Annotated in this window: 14 protein-coding genes and 1 pseudogene; 13 read left to right on the forward strand and 2 right to left on the reverse strand. The window is 45.9% G+C overall.

Annotation, left to right across the window (positions count from 1 at the left end; genetic code table 11):
* Positions 1-50: 50 nt before the first annotated feature.
* The 8 genes from Ami103574_RS05465 to Ami103574_RS05500 all read left to right on the forward strand — a co-directional run bounded on the left by Ami103574_RS05465 (position 51) and on the right by Ami103574_RS05500 (position 9,817).
* Complete coding sequence (locus Ami103574_RS05465) at positions 51-3,134, forward strand: S8 family peptidase (RefSeq protein WP_163065666.1); 3,084 nt, start codon at positions 51-53, stop codon at positions 3,132-3,134.
* 181 nt (positions 3,135-3,315) lie between these two features.
* Positions 3,316-3,663, forward strand: a complete 348-nt coding sequence (locus Ami103574_RS05470; protein ID WP_163065667.1) for a hypothetical protein — start codon at positions 3,316-3,318, stop codon at positions 3,661-3,663.
* Positions 3,664-3,780: 117 nt separating this feature from the next.
* Positions 3,781-4,743, forward strand: a complete 963-nt coding sequence (locus Ami103574_RS05475; protein ID WP_163065668.1) for a metal ABC transporter substrate-binding protein — start codon at positions 3,781-3,783, stop codon at positions 4,741-4,743.
* A 1-nt stretch (position 4,744) separates the two neighbouring features.
* Entirely contained in the window at positions 4,745-5,455 is a 711-nt protein-coding gene (locus Ami103574_RS05480) for a metal ABC transporter ATP-binding protein (RefSeq protein WP_163065669.1), read from the forward strand.
* Positions 5,448-6,302 (forward strand): metal ABC transporter permease, encoded by an 855-nt coding sequence (locus Ami103574_RS05485; RefSeq protein ID WP_163065670.1) that lies wholly within the window; start codon positions 5,448-5,450, stop codon positions 6,300-6,302. Before Ami103574_RS05480 ends, Ami103574_RS05485 begins: the two co-directional genes overlap by 8 nt.
* Positions 6,299-6,814, forward strand: a complete 516-nt coding sequence (locus Ami103574_RS05490) for a TIGR03943 family putative permease subunit (RefSeq protein ID WP_163065671.1) — start codon at positions 6,299-6,301, stop codon at positions 6,812-6,814. Before Ami103574_RS05485 ends, Ami103574_RS05490 begins: the two co-directional genes overlap by 4 nt.
* A 138-nt stretch (positions 6,815-6,952) precedes the next feature.
* Entirely contained in the window at positions 6,953-7,852 is a 900-nt protein-coding gene (locus Ami103574_RS05495) for a sensor domain-containing diguanylate cyclase (RefSeq protein WP_163065672.1), read from the forward strand.
* Between the two features lie 228 nt (positions 7,853-8,080).
* Positions 8,081-9,817: a transporter substrate-binding domain-containing diguanylate cyclase gene (locus Ami103574_RS05500; protein WP_163065673.1), complete on the forward strand. Its 1,737-nt coding sequence runs from the start codon at positions 8,081-8,083 to the stop codon at positions 9,815-9,817.
* Between the two features lie 28 nt (positions 9,818-9,845).
* Here the strand turns inward: Ami103574_RS05500 and Ami103574_RS05505 are convergent, their stop codons facing one another.
* Positions 9,846-10,520: a B3/B4 domain-containing protein gene (locus Ami103574_RS05505; protein WP_163065674.1), complete on the reverse strand. Its 675-nt coding sequence runs from the start codon at positions 10,518-10,520 to the stop codon at positions 9,846-9,848.
* A 298-nt stretch (positions 10,521-10,818) separates the two neighbouring features.
* Between Ami103574_RS05505 and Ami103574_RS05510 the strand changes: the two genes are divergently transcribed.
* The 4 genes and pseudogenes from Ami103574_RS05510 (at position 10,819) to Ami103574_RS05525 (ending at position 14,437) form a co-directional block, all read left to right on the forward strand.
* Positions 10,819-11,943: an aminotransferase class I/II-fold pyridoxal phosphate-dependent enzyme gene (locus Ami103574_RS05510; RefSeq protein ID WP_163065675.1), complete on the forward strand. Its 1,125-nt coding sequence runs from the start codon at positions 10,819-10,821 to the stop codon at positions 11,941-11,943.
* A gap of 34 nt (positions 11,944-11,977) precedes the next feature.
* Positions 11,978-12,964, forward strand: coding sequence for an ornithine cyclodeaminase family protein (locus Ami103574_RS05515; RefSeq protein WP_163065676.1), 987 nt, complete (start codon positions 11,978-11,980; stop codon positions 12,962-12,964).
* Between the two features lie 70 nt (positions 12,965-13,034).
* Positions 13,035-13,874 (forward strand): annotated as a pseudogene (locus Ami103574_RS05520) (PhzF family phenazine biosynthesis protein); the annotation flags it as partial.
* A gap of 14 nt (positions 13,875-13,888) precedes the next feature.
* Positions 13,889-14,437: a flavodoxin family protein gene (locus tag Ami103574_RS05525; RefSeq protein WP_163065678.1), complete on the forward strand. Its 549-nt coding sequence runs from the start codon at positions 13,889-13,891 to the stop codon at positions 14,435-14,437.
* Between the two features lie 79 nt (positions 14,438-14,516).
* Here Ami103574_RS05525 and Ami103574_RS05530 read toward each other — a convergent pair whose 3' ends face one another.
* Positions 14,517-15,911 (reverse strand): sigma-54 interaction domain-containing protein, encoded by a 1,395-nt coding sequence (locus Ami103574_RS05530; protein WP_163065679.1) that lies wholly within the window; start codon positions 15,909-15,911, stop codon positions 14,517-14,519.
* Positions 15,912-16,372: 461 nt separating this feature from the next.
* On the opposite strand from Ami103574_RS05530, the gene Ami103574_RS05535 reads away from it, so the two are divergent.
* A complete protein-coding gene (locus tag Ami103574_RS05535; RefSeq protein ID WP_163065680.1) occupies positions 16,373-17,806 on the forward strand; it encodes an amino acid permease in 1,434 nt (477 codons plus the stop codon).
* Positions 17,807-17,808: the final 2 nt, after the last annotated feature.

Genomic DNA, 17,808 nt, shown 5'->3' on the forward strand with positions numbered 1-17,808 from the left:
TTCAAAGAACAAGACGAAGAATACCGGTATTTTTGCTGGTGCTTGTATTTATGGCGACAGCATTGCTGCCGCAGCAGGCCTTTGCAGCAGAACTGCCTGAAGAACCGAGTGTTTTTATGCTTGCTGAGGATCTTTCCCAGGAGGCAACCGAGGCTGGCGCGGATTATAACGGATATATCTTCAAGCTTAAGGGCGAGACTAATCGGACCTCCCTATCAAGGCGAGCCGCCTTGTTTCAGGAAAATGACGAGATTTCACCCCTTGAATACATGCCAGGGTATTATACAGCAGAGTCCCTGGAGACATTAAAGGAGACTGTTGATGAGAGCAATATTGAATTTATTGAGCCAGACTATATCGTAACCCTTCATGATGAGCCAGGCAGTGGTACCGCCGAAAGCATCAATGACGATCATCTGGAACTTATGCATGTGCCTTCAGCATGGGCAAATGGACTTACTGGTGCAGATCTTGACAGGGACTACGATATGGGTAATGATGGAAACAGCACCGATCAAATCGTGGTTGCAGTGGTGGATTCTGGGCTGGCAGAAGGCCATGAAGATATTGATTACGATCAAGTGATTCCCGGCAAAAGTTTCGTAGCTGGCGCGGATAGTACAGTAGATACGCTAGGGCATGGAACCTTCGTTGCAGGAGAGATTATCGCAGTGAGCGAAAATAATATTGGCATTGCAGGTATCGCACAGAGTGCTTATGTCATGCCCCTAAAAGCCTTTATTGCTAAAGAAACAGAGATTTCAAACATTATCAATGCCATCAACTATGCGACACAGCAAAGAGAAGCTTTTGATCAGTCAAATGGTGCGTCAGGCAGCAATATCTGTATCCTAAATTTAAGTCTTGGGGGTGAGGATGCCTCCTTGGCTATGGAAAGCGCGGTCAATGAGGCCATTGCCGCCGGAATTATCGTGATTGCTTCCGCGGGGAACGATGGAGAGACTATTGCGGGTTATCCGGCACAATATGCGATTGGAGTTGGTTCGACCAATGCAGAGGGGGCGTATTCGGATTTTTCTCAGATTCTGTCGGATGAGAACGGCAAAGGTTACGAAAACAAGGTATGGGTTACCGCTCCTGGAGAGGATTATACCAGTACCTGGTATAACGGCAGCTATAAAACCAGCTCCGGTACGAGCTTTTCCGCACCACAGGTTTCTGCTTTGGCGGCTATTTCAGTCGGCATAAAAAATAATCTAACGGATATCACTGGAGACAGCACAAACCATGCCGCCTTCAAAGCCCTCTTAAAGGAGACGGCAGATTACCAAGACAGCGGCACGCAGATTGCAGGTCAAGATATTTACTACGGATGGGGTATCATTGATTTTGCGGAGATGACAGAAAAATTATTGAACATCTCGGAGAATATAGGCAAGGACTCAGCTGTATCCTTTTCTGTAAATAATGGAGCGGGTACCCTTTTGACAGTTGAGGCAAATCACCTGGCTATCACCGTGACACCAGAAGGCAGTGACATCCCCGAAATCCCACAGGAAGGGATTTACACGCTTAAAATTGGTACGAAATATGACTATACCATTACGGCGGACAAGTTTAAGACTGCCAGCGGGCAGTTTATTCCAGTGACAGCCACCCGTGTTCTCAACATAGCAATGGAAGGCAAGGACTATGGACTTCGCTTTTCTGTAAAGAATACGGCCGGACAGGAAATTGCCAATCCAATTATTTTCATTACGAAAACCGGCGGCACCGTCCTTTTACCACTTCCTGACGGAAGCTTTGCTGTCAAGAATGGCACCTATACTTATACGGTTTCTGCAAATGATTACTATTCAATCAGCGGGACTTTTACCATCAACGACAGCGAGCAAACCTATGAGAACGATCGGCTTAAATTAGAGGTTGAGCTCACTGGCCCGCAAGATGTATGTAACGTGCAGTTTGCGGTCAGCGGCAGTGATGGGGCGCCATATGCAGAAATATCTGTTCGAGATGAGAGTGGCAGCGCTATTGCAGCATACTTTGACAAGGCCTGGAATCTCGGACCGGGGGGGTATACCTACACCATCGAGTCGGATTATTACAATGCCATTTCTGGCAGTTTTACCGTAAATGAAGGCGATAAAGGGTCCTCCAGAACGATCAGCGAAGTGATGAACCAGCGTCTTTACTGGGTATTTTTTGACGTTATGCCGCTATCGGTTATGGCACTGGATACGACAACTTTAGCAATAAAAGACGGTCAGGAAAAGATGGCACAGCCTTACAACGAAGATCCGGGGCAGTACCGTCTGCCAAACGGCACGTATACCTATTCGATTAAGGCGGACGGTTATAAAACGTCCAGCGGTAATTTTACCGTAGATGGCAGTGTATTGTATGTTTCGATTCAGTTGGAGAAAGGTGCTGACGCACCTGTAATCGTACCAGGAGATAACGGCGGCGGAAGCAGCAGCGGAGGCAGCGGTGGTGGTGGCGGTGCCGGTGGTGGAAGCATCCCTTCCAACAACGCCAGTCAGCCAGCCGACACAAAAAATACGGCAGATGTGCTGCACAAGCGTTTTAATGTTCAAACAGAAGATCACGACTTTACGGATGTAGGTCGGACTAGCTGGTACTACGAGCCGATCAACTATGTGGCGACTTTAGGCTTGTACAACGGCCTCAGCAATACGCAGTTTGCGCCAGATACGCCGATGACACGGGGCATGATGGCGACCGTGCTGTTCCGTCTGTCAGGAGCTGCAAACTCAGCGGATAAGCATAACTTTAGTGATGTTGCGGAAGGAAGCTATTATGCCAACGCTGTCACTTGGGGCGCAGAGCATAAGGTGTTTCAGGGAATAAGCGAAAGCGCTTTCAGCCCAAATCGGGAGATTACACGGGAGCAGCTAATCACGGCATTATATCGCTATGCCTTATATGCAAAATTAACGGATAGCAGTGCAGACAACAATGCAGCAAAAGCTTTCCAAGATTTTTCAGCAGTATCCGAATACTCGGAAGAGGCTGTTAGCTGGGCCTATAAAAATGACATTTTAGAGGGAGACAGCCGCGGTTTAATCCGCCCGGCTGAAAACGCAACTCGGGCTGAGGTGGCGGCCATGGTTACGCGCTTCATCAACAATGTTATTTTGAAGGAAGTATAGCCGCAACACCATCGAAAGAAGAACGTTATATATCGATAGACAACAGAAAAAATCCGCAATTCCAATAACACGGGGTTGCGGATTTTTTACTGCATTGATTTTTGCGGTTGTATGAGATAGAATAATACAGAGATTCTATTTTAATCTCCCCTTGAAGGATTTCATGAAAGGAGGGGCTGCTATGGATTATTTTCGTCAGATACACTTTAAAACGAATCAAAAGCACACGGCTATCCGGCGGATTGCGCTAGCAATGTGCGTTATTTTTATTGCCGTGTCCCTTTTTTCAGCAGCATATATTATTACGCAGGCCAACCACACCCATGACCACAATGGTCCCGATGGGAGCTGTGTCACCTGTGCACACTTGGCATTAGCCGGCAATTTATTGCGATCTATTTCTGCTGTAGTGGTAGGATCAGCGCCCCTTTGGGGTGGCTTATTTGTTGTCCTTTCTATTTGTAAACCCCACTATTCTTATGGAAAGCTTAATACACTTGTCCATTTAAAGGTGAAGCTGAATAATTGAAGACCTCCAGCAAGGATGTGTTGTACCGCTGAAAAGGCCGACTAGGCCTTATCAGATGAAAACTCAGCAATTCCTTGTATTTTTGTGCTCAAAAATAGTAATCTGGAGGTATCTTATATGAAAAAAGTATTATCTATTGTATTGGTGCTGCTGCTTGGCACCGTTGTTCTTGCAGGCTGTGCTCAGCAGGAGAAGCCCGTTAAAAGTGAAAAGCTCCGTGTCGTTACGACCATTTTCCCGCCTTATGATTTCACCCGTGCTATTGCCGGTGACAAAGCGGACATTACTATGCTCCTGCCCCCGGGCAGCGAAACCCATTCCTTTGAGCCTACACCTCAGGATATCATTAAAATTAAAAATTGTGATGTGTTTATCTATGTAGGAGGGGAATCCGACGAGTGGGTAAAGGATGTCTTGGCATCCATGGATACATCTGAGATGAAAATTATCACCCTCATGGACTGCGTGGAAACCGTGGAAGAAGAAATTGTGGAAGGCATGCAAGATGAGGAGGAAGCGCACGACGCAGCGGATAATGAAGCCGAGGAACCAGAATACGATGAACACGTGTGGACTTCGCCCCGCAATGCAAAGCTGATTGTGCAAAAGATCTCAGATGCCCTCTGCCAGATTGATTCTGCTAATGCCGAGGCATATGAACAGAACACGGCCGCTTATCTTGGCAAGTTGGATGAATTGGATAGCAAATTTCAAGCTGTCGTAGATGGTGCTGCCCGCAAGACACTTGTCTTTGGGGACCGTTTCCCTTTCCGCTATTTTGCTGATGCTTACGGCCTCACCTATTTTGCTGCATTTCCCGGCTGCTCTACCGAAACGGATGCCAGTGCATCTACTGTAAAGTTCCTCATTGATAAGATGAATGCGGAGAATATTCCGGTCGTATTCCATATTGAACTTTCCAATGAGAAGATGGCGAATACCATCAGTGAGGCTACGGGAGCAAAGGTGCTGCTTTTCCACGCTTGTCACAATATTTCCAAGGCCGACTTTGAGGCGGGGAAAACCTATCTGGACCTGATGACCGCCAATGTGTCCGCTTTGAAGGAGGCGTTGCAATAATATGGCTCTGATTACATGCCAGAATGCAGCCTTCGGATACGAAGGCAACACCGTTGTCAGTGGGCTTCAATTTGAAGTCCACAGCGGTGATTATTTATGTGTTGTCGGGGAGAATGGGTCTGGTAAGAGTACCCTTATCAAGGGATTACTTCAACTAAAAGCACCCCAGAGCGGCAAGGTTTTCATGGGGGACGGCTTGGGCCTCAATGAAATCGGCTATCTACCCCAGCAGACTGCAGCACAGAAAGATTTTCCAGCCAGTGCTTACGAGGTGGTCCTTTCAGGACGCCTCGGGGCTCGTGGAATCCGTCCCTTTTACTCGCCAAGAGATAAGGCGATTGCAGAGGAAAATATCAAACGACTGGATATCAGCTCCTTGAGAAACCGTTGTTATCGTGAGTTGTCTGGTGGCCAGCAACAGCGGGTTTTGCTGGCCCGCGCCTTGTGCGCTACTAAAAAAGTGCTGCTGCTGGATGAACCGGTGGCCGGTCTTGATCCGGTGGTAACACAGGAATTATACCGGCTGATTGAGAGCATCAACCGGGAAACCGGGCTGACGGTTATCATGGTTTCCCATGATCTTCAAAGTGCAGTTAAATATGCAAGCCATATCCTGCATTTGAAAAATACGCAGTTGTTTTTTGGTAAGACTTCGGATTACCTAATCTCTAAGGTTGGACAGATATTTATAGGAGGTGAACGAAATGCTTAATATGTTGATAGAGATGTTCTCCTATACATTCCTGGTTCGTGCTGTAGTGGTGGGCTTGCTCGTGTCTCTCTGCGCAGCACTCCTTGGGGTAAGCCTCGTGCTGAAACGCTATTCCATGATTGGCGACGGACTTTCCCACGTGGGCTTTGGCACCTTGGCCATCGCTACGGCTATGAACGCGGCGCCCCTTCTGGTATCCATTCCGGTGGTGGTGGTGGCGGCGTTTCTCCTTCTGCGGATTAGTGAAAATAGCAAAATTAAAGGCGATGCTGCCATTGCCTTGATTTCCACTAGTTCGTTGGCTATCGGCGTGGTGGTCATCTCCCTGACAACAGGGATGAATACGGACGTTTGTAATTACATGTTTGGCAGTATTTTAGCCATGAGCAAGGATGATGTAACCCTTTCCGTCATCTTGGCTGTGGTCGTGCTGGGATTATTTGTACTCTGTTACAACAAAATCTTTGCGGTCACCTTTGATGAGACCTTTGCTCAGGCCACTGGGGTAAAAACTGGCATGTACAACATGCTTATTGCCTTTTTGACGGCTATCACCATTGTGCTGGGGATGAGAATGATGGGGGCTCTGCTGATTTCCAGCCTGATTATCTTTCCAGCCCTTACCTCCATGCGCCTTTGCAAGAAGTTTAAAACGGTGACCATCTGCTCGGCGGTGGTGTCGGTGGTTTGCTTCTTTATTGGTGTAATCTTTTCCTATATCAACGCTACGCCTACGGGGGCAAGTGTGGTGCTGGTAAATATCGCTGCTTTTCTGTTATTTTGGGCAGTGCGGGTCATACCCCGGGCCAAAATCAAAGAAACAGCAGAAAGGCAGGTCGTATCATGAAAAAATTTACAAGTCTATTGATGGTTTGTGCTTTAGTTGCGTTGACAGGGTGCCAAGGCGGCACTGCTGGGACTTCAGGCTCTCAAAACGATACTGGCGCAGCTAGTGACACCGTCGCTGTGAAGACGAAAGCTTCCGCTGGCGATACGGTGGAAATTAAAGAAAAGATGTTTCTGGCACAGTTGAATGACATCTACCTGAATCAAGAAGATTATTTGGGTAAAACCATAAAATATGAAGGAATGTTTACTCAGTACACCTGGGAGGAAAAGGGGGTAACCTACTATATGGTCTATCGTCAATCCCCAGGCTGCTGCGGAGCAGATGGCCAGGCGGGTTTTGAGGTGGTTTGGCCAGAAGGGGCCAGTGCCTTTTATCCCCAGGAAAATGACTGGGTGGAAGCCGTCGGTGTTTTAGAAACGGTAGAAGAAGATGGATATACTTATCTGCGACTTTCCCTGTCTTCCTTGACGGTACTGCCTACCCGTGGCGCGGAATTTGTGAACCAGTAAAGGTGATGAAATAGCACAATTTGTTGTTTTATGGCCCATTTTAGTATATAATGATAACAACTATTTTTTAAAGATTACTCATGAAAGTTATATTTTTGTATTCGTTGATTATAGATACAAGTAGTTCTGGAGACCCATATGGAATATAATGAAATTTTAAATGAGCATATCACCATTAAAGAGTTGTTTGAAGCCATGCCAGTTGCCTTGGCGTTAGTGAACAGAGAAGGCGAATATCTACTGGTCAACAACGCGTTGGTTTCCTTAGGAGGAGTATTTCACGCCAATTTAATAGGACAAAAAATAGGTGAAATCAGCCCTATAGCAGAATTAAACAGCCGTGAGGATTTTAAACTTTTCGATGCTGGCATTGAGGTGCCGGATCATGAGTTGACCATTAACGGTGATTTTTTTCAAGTTTCTGTCAGCCCCTTGCGGGATAATCAGGGTTACGCTATTGCGGAAATGGTTGCAATAACCAATATCTCTAAGATTAAAAAAATTGAAACTCAGCTGTATGAAACAAATAAGAAGCTCGTTCTTCTATCAAATCAAGATCCTTTAACAGCCTTATTAAATGCACGAGGTTTCTATGAGACGATTGGAAACTTGATCGAGGAAGAAGCTGACGAGCAAATGGTGTATAGTGTATTTTTTATTGATATCGACCGTTTCAAGCAGATTAATGATACTTACGGGCATCAAATGGGAGATGCCGTTTTAGTTCAAACAGCAGGCGTTATAAAAGCTCTGTGCCGGGACAACGATACCATTGGCAGAGTTGGGGGCGATGAGTTCTCTGTATTTTTACCGAAGACAGCTTATAAGGAGGCCTACCTGCTTGCAGAAGCATTACGGGCTGAAATCGAAAGGCTGATACCAGTAGCAGAAGATGCTTCATTAAAAATAACGGTAAGCATCGGTGTGGCAGAAGGAAAAGGTAAGAGTATCTCGTTGATGGATGTTCAAAGTAAAGCCGATTGTGCAATGTATACGGCTAAAAGAAAATCTGGAAATCAAGTGTCAGGTGTTTTTTAGGCATTGGAAATTAAACGCAAGTAGGAACGTAATTCAAGATAAAAGAAATAGAGGCGGCGGGCTTTTTAGCCTGCCGTTTTTCATTTCGCTGAATTTAAGCGGGCGCTGCTTATTTGAGTGCACATTTTGACGAATATTGTTATAATATAGAGATAAGACGCCATAATGGGTTGAAGGGAACCGGAAAGTTCCTGCCAGACAAGATACACAGATGATGAGGACAATACCATGAAAAGAAAATTAAGGATAAGCATATGGATAATGGGCATATTTCTATTACTTGAAAGCCCACCGGGGGTGCAGGCGGATACGAGTCTGTTAGATTTAACCGCCAGCAATGTATCTCTGACTCAGGAAGAGAAAGACTATATTCAGGAGAAACATGTGATCCGGGCCATAGCCGTAGACGGCGCAGCCCCGATTATGTATGTAGATAAAGAGGGAGAGCCCCAGGGAATTTCCAGGATGTTGATGGAGGAGATTTCCAAGCGCACAGGGCTAATTTTTGAATACGCCGTATATGATGATATGGTTTCGGCTCTAGCCAGTGATTATGACATCTTCATGGGAATGCCTCATCAGTATGCATCAGAAGGCATGATTTTCTCCGAACCTTATTTGCAAGGTAAATCCATACTTTATTTGAACGCAGCTTTAAATGTAAATGACTTGCAGGGTAAACGGTATGCGGCGGTAAGGGGAAGGACTTTGCCTGAGGGAATAGAACCAGAAAATGCTATTTACTACGGATCCCGCCTAGAAAGCATTGAAGCGGTGAATAAGGGAGAGGCCGATTACGGCTATGGCAATGCCTTCTCCGTTAATTTTTATACGTGGAACAAAGGTTACAAGAATCTGGTTACTATCCCCGTAGGGAAGGAAGACCGGGAATACTGCCTGGTTTTTCCTAAAGACAACAGCCTGCTGATTTCTATCGTCAATAAAACTATTGAAGGGATAGATAAAAGCGACATTCAAAAGATGGTTTTAGACTCGATGATTTCAGGGGAAAGACCCGTGAACTTCACGATGATAATGGACAATTATGGAGAGAAGATTATCCTGATCGGGTGTTTGCTTATGAGTATACTGCTCCTAAGCATCGTCTCTTATATGCAGGTCAATGGGCGGCTGCGGATGCAGAATCAGAAGTATGAACAGCTGTCCGCGCTATCCGATGAATACCTGTATGAATATTTTGCCCGTACAGACAGGCTGGTATTTTCGGAAAAATGCCAATCCCTCTTTGCTGATGCAGGTGCAGAAGAGGTGGTTCGCCAGAAGCTGAAAGAGCTGCATTCTCGGCCCAAAACGGATGGAAATACCATCATCACGCTGCCTCTGGGGGAAGAGGAAACTGGCGTATTTAAAGCCGTACATTTCAGTATCTATCATCACAATGGCAAGCTCAATTCCGTCATCGGCAAGCTGATTGATATCAGTCAGGAGGCAGCGGAAAAGGAAGAGCTGTTAATTAGTGCCCAGATTGACGGGCTGACAGGCCTGTACAATCCAGTGACCACCAGACAGCTGATAACCAGCCGACTGAAGGGCAAAGGGCCTCTGAAAATGGATGGGTTGATGCTGGTAGACTGTGACCATTTCAAAAGCATAAATGACAGCTACGGCCATCTGGCTGGAGATCAAATGCTTAAATTGCTGAGCCGAAGTTTGGAAAAGACCTTTGAAAAAAAGGCAATTATTGGCCGAATCGGTGGCGATGAATTTGCCGTATACGTAAGAAATATCTCTTCTCCAGCCTTTATCAAGGAAAAATGCGACCAGTTAAAAAAGACTCTTCAAGAGGAGGAGGCAGAGATTGCTCTTTCGGTCAGCATCGGCATCGCTCTTGTTGTGGGGGAAACCGATTACGACACCGTGTTTGATCGAGCAGATCAAGCGTTGTATCAGGCCAAACGAAACGGAAGAGATCAGGCCGTCTTTTATGATGAGGCAAGTCAATAAGTTTGTATACTTTGGGACCTAAACTCTCTTATACATCCAGTACTTGAATTCTATATTGCAGTTCGGGCATGACAGCCTTTAGGCCGAGGCAGATTCGTTCCAGGGCCTCTTGACGGTAAGACACAGAGGTGTGCCGATGGCCTTGAATGACAAGCAGGAGTTTTTTTGTCTGGGGGGTAATCTTGTACAGCTCTGAATCACGGCAGTCCAGATAAGCTAAGATACCTTGCTGATCCCGATAGACTAAATCTGTGGCGGCTACTTTTTTCTCCGGGGCCATGATGGGATAAAAGGTATCTTCTCTTTTGGAGATGGTAAATTCCACCGGAAACTGGATTTTGTCCAAGTCATGGGCGCCTATGGACAGGTAGGACTGGAGGGTTTCGGCGTTGTACCAATCTACCACGGTGTTAATTCGAGGCAGGGAACCTCGTCGCTGGATGTTTTTGATCAGGGCTTCAGCAGTAGGCGGATTTTTCTTAGAACTTCGACCCACCTGCTGAACTAATTCCCGGTAGCCGATTACAATCGGATTTTCATCCAATTCTTCCAGATTAAGCGCTAAAGCTTTCTGTTGCCAGTGCTCCAGAAACAATTGCTTTTCCTCTGAAAGGGAAGCCTCCAGGTCTATGCCTGACATAGTCGCGATAACCACTTGCTGAATCCCCAGACCAGCTAGACTTTTATCTAAAATAAATTCCATAGGTTCTCCTCCCTTACCAGAAGAATTCACTTCTTCTGGATTGTATGGACCGCAATATCAACAAAATGTTCATTTTGTTGCGCATATGCGAGCTAAAAGCGCCTCGCAGAGGCTTTTTTTATAGATATATTCTAGCACGAAAAAGCTGAAATTTTCAACCAATTCGCATAACTTTAGCATAGGAGATAAAGATTTGCCGGATTGGTTGGTTTTATTTTTTGAAATTGGTTGTGTTTTCTATAAATCCATCGTGATATGATGAGGCCACATTAACATTATTATTACGGAGGAATGCAACATGAAAATCAATGATTTTAAACTAGAATGTTATTTTGGTCTGTACGAATTTACCGCACCGTACCTGCTGACCCAGTCAGACTGCGAATCCATGACCACCAAAGAACTGCTGGACTTGGAGCCGGGAGCAGAGGAGGCTTATTTGAATCAATGGTTGGGCTATACTGAAACTTGGGGAGATCCAGAATTGAGAACCGCTATTGCTGGATTGTACAAGAATATGACGGCAGAGGATGTGCTGGTATTTCACGGAGCACAGGAAGCAATCTTTGGCTACATGAATGTCATGCTCAACGAAGGCGATCACATGATTGCCATGTATCCAAACTATCAGTCTGCTTATGAGGTAGCCAATTCCGTGCCTAACTGTGAATTTTCCAAGTGGTATTTAAAGGATGACGGCAGCAAATGGGTAGTGGATTTTGACGAGCTGGAGACCTTGATTAAACCGAATACTAAGGTGATTGCGGTCAACTCCCCGAACAACCCTACAGGCTATACTTTTACCAATGCAGAGATCAAACAGCTGTGCGACATTTGTAAGAAACACGATATTTACCTCTTTGCTGACGAGGTGTACAAAGGTCTGGAACTGGATGGAGAAAAGCGAGAATGGATGGCAGACCACTATCATAAGTGTGTATCCTTAGGGGTTATGTCTAAGGCTTATGGATTGGCTGGACTGCGTGTAGGCTGGTTAGTGACCAAGGATCACGAGATCTTAGATCAAGTGGTGAAGTTTAAGCACTATATGAGTATCTGCGATTCTGCTCCGTCGGAATTTCTCTCCAAAGTGGCGTTGAAGCACAGCGATGAGCTGCTGGAGCGCAGCACCAATATCATTCGGGAGAATCTAAAGCTGATGGATGAGTTTTTCGCCAGATACCCTAAGCTCTTCGAGAAGAAGGCGATTACTTGTGGGCCTGTAGCCTTCCACAAGCTGCTGCTTGATATGCCGGTTAAAGAGTTCTGCCAGCTAGCGGTAGATAAAAAAGGCGTTCTGCTGCTGCCAGCGGATATTTATGACTTGGACGGCCCGTATTTTAGAATGGGTTATGGCCGGAAGGGCGTGCCAGAAAGCTTGGCCAAGTTTGAAGAATTCTTAATTGAAGAAAAATTTGTATAAGCAGACATACTAGAAGTTAACCGGGAGGTGTATTATGAAAACCTTATTGCTCAGCATCGATCATGTGCGAAGCTCCTTGTCCATGAAGGAGGTCATTCAGGCTGTAGAGGAAGGCTATCAGTCTTATGATGCCGGAATGGTCCAGCAGCCCGACATCGTATCCATGGAAATGCCCGCCAACAACGGGGAAACCGACATTAAATCCTGCTACAACCAGCTGAATGAACGGATATCCGTCAAGGTGGCTTCCGGCTTTTACGATAATGGCAAGTCCAATGATTTGCCGACGATGATTGGCACCATCCTGCTCTTTGATGGCAAGACAGGAGCCCCCCTTTGTATTATGGATGGCAGCCTGATTACAGGTATTCGCACGGGCGCAGCGGGCGCTATTTCCGCGAAGCTGTTGGCCAGAAAAGATTCAAAGACGGTGGCGGTTTTCGGCGGCGGAGGTCAAGCCAGAATGCAAGTTTACGCCTTGTGTCAGGTACTGGACATCCAGGAAGTCCGGGTGTATAGTGAATACAAGGACGAATTGGCCCGTTACAAGGACGAGGTAGAAGCCCAGGAAAAAGTGCGGGTTGTTTTGTGTGATACCCCAGAGGAAGCCATGAAGGGGGCGGACATTGCCATTTCTACCACCCCGTCCAAGAAGTATCTGGTCGAGAGGGCTTGGGTGCAGCCGGGTACCCATATCATCGCCGTAGGGGCAGATATGGCCGGCAAAAACGAATGGGACCCAGAGGTATTTCGAGGGGCTAAGGTAGTCAACGACAGCATCTCTCAGTGTGTCAGCAGAGGTGAGACTAGAAATGCTATTTTAGCAGGAGTCATCCAGGAAAGCGATATCTATGCAGAGATTGGTCAGCTGGTAGCGGGTCAGAAGCCCCTTCGGGAAAACGATCAAGAGATTACCCTGTTTGATACGACGGGTATGGCTATCCAGGATAATGTGACGGCAGTCAAGGTGTACCAGTTGGCCAAGGAAAAGGGTCTGGGCCAATATTTTGAGTTTATTTAGAGGAAAGGGTGAGTGCCATGAAATTTAGTATTGTGGATGCGTTTACGGACCAGCTGTTTGGGGGAATCCCGCCGGTGTGGTGATTCTTCCCCAGGGCGCAGATTTTCCAACCGATGAAGTGATGGTCAAGACGGCGGCGGAACTGCGCTATTCCGAGACTGCCTTTATTAAAGTGCTGGCAGCGGATACCTTTAATGTCCGCTATTTCACACCAGCAGCAGAAGTGGATTTATGTGGTCACGCCACCATCGGAGCGTTTTATACCCTGCTTCAGGAGGGGCTGGTGGAACCGGGTAAAGTGTATACCAACAAGACTCTGGCCGGAGATCTGAACATTGTAATTTCTGAGGAATCCATTTTGATGGACATGGGCGATCCTGAGCTGTTTGAGCATATTCCAGCGGGAGAAGCTACCGCGGAACTGTATCAAATCATGGGGCTACAGGCCGCGGGCCAGGAGTACTGCCAGCAGAAGCCGGAGGTGAAATTGCTGCCTAGAAAGGTATCAACAGGCCTTATCGACATCATGATGCCGGTAAAGAATGAGGAAGAGTTAGCCAAAATTGCGCCAGATTTTGCGGCCCTCACCGAGCTTTCCAAGAAGTATGGCGTGGTTGGGGTTCATGCCTTTACGGTAAATGGAAGTGATGGCCGGATTCACGCTCGCAACTTTGCACCCCTGTATGATATTGATGAAGAGGCAGCCACTGGCACATCCAACGGAGCCCTAATTTATTACTTATTTGATTGCGGACTGGTCCAGCCAGAACAAATTTATTCGGTGATTCAAGGAGAACAAATGGGCCGGCCTTCGGAGATTGCGGCTCAGGTTACCGTGGCAGGCGGTAAGGAAAGAGTCAAAGTAGGCGGTTTCGCAGTGACCTTAGCTACGGGAGAAATCAATATATAAAGGGGCGATTGTTGATGTTGAAAGTTTTATTGGTAAGCGGCAGTCCACGAGCAGAGGGCAATACCAAGACCGCTTTGAATCAGGTGCTAAAAGGCATTCAGGTCAAGGAGCCTCAGGCAGAAGTGGCGTTGCTGGACCTCGGCAAGATGAAGCTGAGTGGCTGTACCAACTGTGATGCTTGTAAAGAGAATGGAGAAAACTGTGTGATTCCCGACGAGGGCGCGTTGTTGACAGACAAGCTGGAAGAGGCAGACGTGGTTATTATTGGGACCCCGGTATATTACTGGGGTATGACGGCGCAGTTAAAGACTGCCATTGACCGGCTGTATGCCAAGGAGGAGCAGCTTCGGCAGCAGAAGAAAAAGCTTGGATTCCTGGCAATCGGAGCAGCTTCCGTGGAGGATGTACAGTATAAAATGATTGCCGACCAATTTAAATGTATCGGAGATTATTTCGGCTGGAGTTTGGTATTCAACAAAGCCATATCTGCTTTTGAAACAGGAGATTTGGCGAAGAATTCTGCTCAGCTCCAAGAATTAGAAGCACTTGGTCAAGCCGTGTAAAAAGGTTGGCAAAGATAAAAGCACACTGGGATAGTGTGCTTTTTGCATGTTTGCAAGTCCGGCGTCCCTTGCGCATAAATTAGAATTTCCCGAGGGTTCCCAGTTTTAAGTGGTATTTGTTGAGTTTGTAGTTCAAGGTTTGTCTGGAAATCTTCAAGTCTTCTGCTAGATTCGCCAGGGAGGTGGCTTGCTTTCCTCGCTTAGAGATAAACGCCTTTTCAAAGGCTTCCAGCCCCTCGTTTAAGGAGCTGAAACCAAACCAATCGGCCTTTTCTGCACCAGAGCTTATAGCAGACGTGCCCTCCAGGGGGTAAAATCGGGGAAAATCGGCCTTTTCAATCAGGTTGGAGGAGGCAAAATTAAAAGCTCCTTCAATGGAATTTTTCAATTCCCGCACATTGCCCGGCCAATCGTAGGCTTGCAGAAAGGCGGAAACCTCAGGGGAAACGCCCTCAATATTCTTCTTCATCTCACTGTTGTAGTGATGGATAAAATGCGCAGTTAAATAAGGGATATCTCCCTTTCGTTCCCGCAAAGGCGGTACTTCAATTTGTACACCGGATAAACGATAGAATAAATCCTTTCGGATGCGGTTTTCGTTTATACAGCTCTGGGGATGTTCATTGATAGCAGCGATAATGCGCACATCAATTTTTTTGGGCGCAGAGCCGCCAATGCGAGTAATCTTCTTTTCTTCGATGGCTTTCAGCAGCTTAGCCTGCATGTTCAAATCCATGGAATTAATCTCATCTAAAAATATCGTGCCGCCGTTGGCCAGTTCAAAGATACCGGCCTTGCTTTCGGCACCCGTGTAGCTGCCTTTGGTAGTGCCAAAGAAAATACTTTCTAGCAAGGTGTTGGGAATGGCCGCACAATTTTGCGAAATAAATAAGTGGTTTTTTCGGGAACTGGAGCTGTGAATGGATTGGGCTACCAGTTCCTTTCCGGTACCAGTTTCTCCATATATAAGAATGCTGGTATTGGTTTGAGCAACCTTATGTATTTTAAATTTGAGCAGTTCAATTTCTTTGGATGTGCCGATAATATCGTGAGGCATATACAGGTCATTGGCATGGGTTATAGTCAGATTGGATAAGTCGATATTGTTGCGAAAGGTCAGCGCATCAATAAACTTGGTGGTGCTGATGGCACCGATGATCTCCCCGTTTTCTACAATGGGAAAGGTGTTGTCCACCGCAGAAATTTCCCTTCCTGAGGCATGGAGCAAGGTCTGAACTTGATTGGTTGTCGTCTCTCCGTACTTGACGGCGCGGAAACAGGTAGAAGTCTCTTCTGTTAAATTGGGCCAGATATCCACTGGGGTCTTACCGATGGAATTTTTCTCATTAAGGTTGATATCGCTGTTGATAAAGAGCCGGTTATAGCGAATGACACAATCCTTATCTACAATCATGATGCCATCAAAGAAATTCTCTATTTTCGTTACCAGATTATAATAAACGTCATCAATCATTTTAGGCACTCCTTCCAACTTAAAATTAATTTTATGATAGCATATGCCAGTACAAAGGTGTAAAGATTTTTCACAATTGGTAAAAAAGTTTACACCTTTGCCGGAGTTTAATAAAGACCTCTCATAACAAAACAGTGAAAACGCAGCGAGCCGATTAAATATTTTTAAGGCCCGCTGCTTTTATATATTGGGGATTAGGAGCGTTTCTTCTTCTTGTAGAAGAAGCTTATAAAACGGTCTAACACCACGTTGGCATTCTTCTTGCTCTTTATGGATAGAAAGGTGAGGCTAAAGAGGAAAGCGAGACCAGAGAAGAGGAGGGAAGGGCGATGGCTTGAATAAAACGGCCGAATCCATTGGCAGAGAAGTATTTACACCAGAAAGGATTAAAAGTAATTTAAAAAAGTTTTAAAAAAGAGAATTTTTAAAGAATTCCAAAGAGAAGAAGGAGAAAATTAGAAATGGATAAAATCATCGGTAAGGAGATCGAGAAGACGGATAACCTGAATCGGGCATTGAAGCTGCCGGCTATTGTTATGGTCAGCATGGGTGGAACTGTCGGTACAGGTCTGTTCTTAGGTTCGGGATACGTGATGCAAAATGCAGGCCCTGGCGGAACTTTAATCGCCTATTTGTTTGGCGGTGTTATTATGTATTTGATGATGTTGTGTCTGGGAGAGTTGATGGTAGCAAAACCAGTAGCAGGCGGAGTGCAGGCCTATGCTACAGAATTAGTCAATCCGGCTATGGGCTTTACGGTAGGCTGGATTAAAACCTTGGCCTATGCCCTCACCGCTTCGGCTCAGCTGGTAGCTTCATCGATTATCGTCAGCAATATTTTTCCCCAAGTTCCGTCCATTTATTTTATAGTGGCATTTATTCTGCTTTTTATTGTGATGAATATGGGGCCTGTAGACAAGGCTGGAAATTCAGGATTTGTATTTAGCAGCATTAAGTTTTTCTTAGTGATCTCTTTTATAATCGTTGGCTTTGCCATGATTATGGGGGTTGGATTTAAACCGACAGGTTTTTCTAACATGGTCAATGACGGTGGATTTTTTCCTATCGGAATCAAGGGCATTGTCATGACCATGATGTCAGCAGCTTTCGCTTTTGGCGGAGCTGACCTTTGTGCCAGTGCAGCAGGTGAAGCTGAAAATCCGGAGAAAACCCTTCCGAAGGTAATCAACTGGACCATCTGGGGTTTGATTCTGTGCTACATTGTATCCTTTGTCATTTTGTTAGCCATTTTACCGTGGCGTACTGCCAGCTTAAATTCCAGCCCCTTTGCCGATGTATTTAAACTTGCTGGTTTACATTCCGGGGAGCTCATCGTCAATGTTTGCGTGTTGACCTCGGCACTGTCTTCCGGAAATGCTTTTGTCTTTGCCTGCACGAGGTCTTTGTGGTCCATGGGAAGTCTGGGTCAGGCACCAGCTTTTCTGTCTAAGCTGAGTAAAAAGAAGGTGCCGATTCCGGCTCTGTTGGCGACCATGCTGGTGGCTTCTCTAGCCGTGGTATCTGCCTTTGTGGCAAAAGATACGGTTTACTTATTCTTACAATCCGTCATCGGTATTGCCAACGTATTTACCTACAGTTTGTATGGTGTCTGTCTCATGGCTTTTAGAAAGGTTTACATAAAAGAAGGCGGGTCTTTGGGAAATTTAAAATATAAAACACCTTTTTTCCCGCTTACACCTATACTGCTCATTTTCATGTGCGCTATTTTGTTCATTGGCATGTTCTTTGATCCCAGCCAAAAGTTGGCCTTGATGACGGGCATTCCAACCTTGATTTTGCTGTACGGATTTTTTACAATCTATCAGCGGGCAGCTAAAAAGTCCATGAGTACAGGAAACATTGCAGCAGCTGGTATTGACCAGAGAAGGGAATAACC

The organism is Aminipila butyrica, assembly GCF_010669305.1.
GTDB lineage: Bacteria > Bacillota > Clostridia > Peptostreptococcales > Anaerovoracaceae > Aminipila > Aminipila butyrica.

Bases quoted from the DNA above. Each gene is read 5' to 3' on its own strand.
- Ami103574_RS05465 (WP_163065666.1), top strand. From the start codon at position 51: ATGGCGACAGCATTGCTGCCGCAGCAGGCCTTTGCAGCAGAACTGCCT.
- Ami103574_RS05470 (WP_163065667.1), top strand. From the start codon at position 3,316: ATGGATTATTTTCGTCAGATACACTTTAAAACGAATCAAAAGCACACG.
- Ami103574_RS05475 (WP_163065668.1), top strand. From the start codon at position 3,781: ATGAAAAAAGTATTATCTATTGTATTGGTGCTGCTGCTTGGCACCGTT.
- Ami103574_RS05480 (WP_163065669.1), top strand. From the start codon at position 4,745: ATGGCTCTGATTACATGCCAGAATGCAGCCTTCGGATACGAAGGCAAC.
- Ami103574_RS05485 (WP_163065670.1), top strand. From the start codon at position 5,448: ATGCTTAATATGTTGATAGAGATGTTCTCCTATACATTCCTGGTTCGT.
- Ami103574_RS05490 (WP_163065671.1), top strand. From the start codon at position 6,299: ATGAAAAAATTTACAAGTCTATTGATGGTTTGTGCTTTAGTTGCGTTG.
- Ami103574_RS05495 (WP_163065672.1), top strand. From the start codon at position 6,953: ATGGAATATAATGAAATTTTAAATGAGCATATCACCATTAAAGAGTTG.
- Ami103574_RS05500 (WP_163065673.1), top strand. From the start codon at position 8,081: ATGAAAAGAAAATTAAGGATAAGCATATGGATAATGGGCATATTTCTA.
- Ami103574_RS05505 (WP_163065674.1), bottom strand. From the start codon at position 10,520: ATGGAATTTATTTTAGATAAAAGTCTAGCTGGTCTGGGGATTCAGCAA.
- Ami103574_RS05510 (WP_163065675.1), top strand. From the start codon at position 10,819: ATGAAAATCAATGATTTTAAACTAGAATGTTATTTTGGTCTGTACGAA.
- Ami103574_RS05515 (WP_163065676.1), top strand. From the start codon at position 11,978: ATGAAAACCTTATTGCTCAGCATCGATCATGTGCGAAGCTCCTTGTCC.
- Ami103574_RS05525 (WP_163065678.1), top strand. From the start codon at position 13,889: ATGTTGAAAGTTTTATTGGTAAGCGGCAGTCCACGAGCAGAGGGCAAT.
- Ami103574_RS05530 (WP_163065679.1), bottom strand. From the start codon at position 15,911: ATGATTGATGACGTTTATTATAATCTGGTAACGAAAATAGAGAATTTC.
- Ami103574_RS05535 (WP_163065680.1), top strand. From the start codon at position 16,373: ATGGATAAAATCATCGGTAAGGAGATCGAGAAGACGGATAACCTGAAT.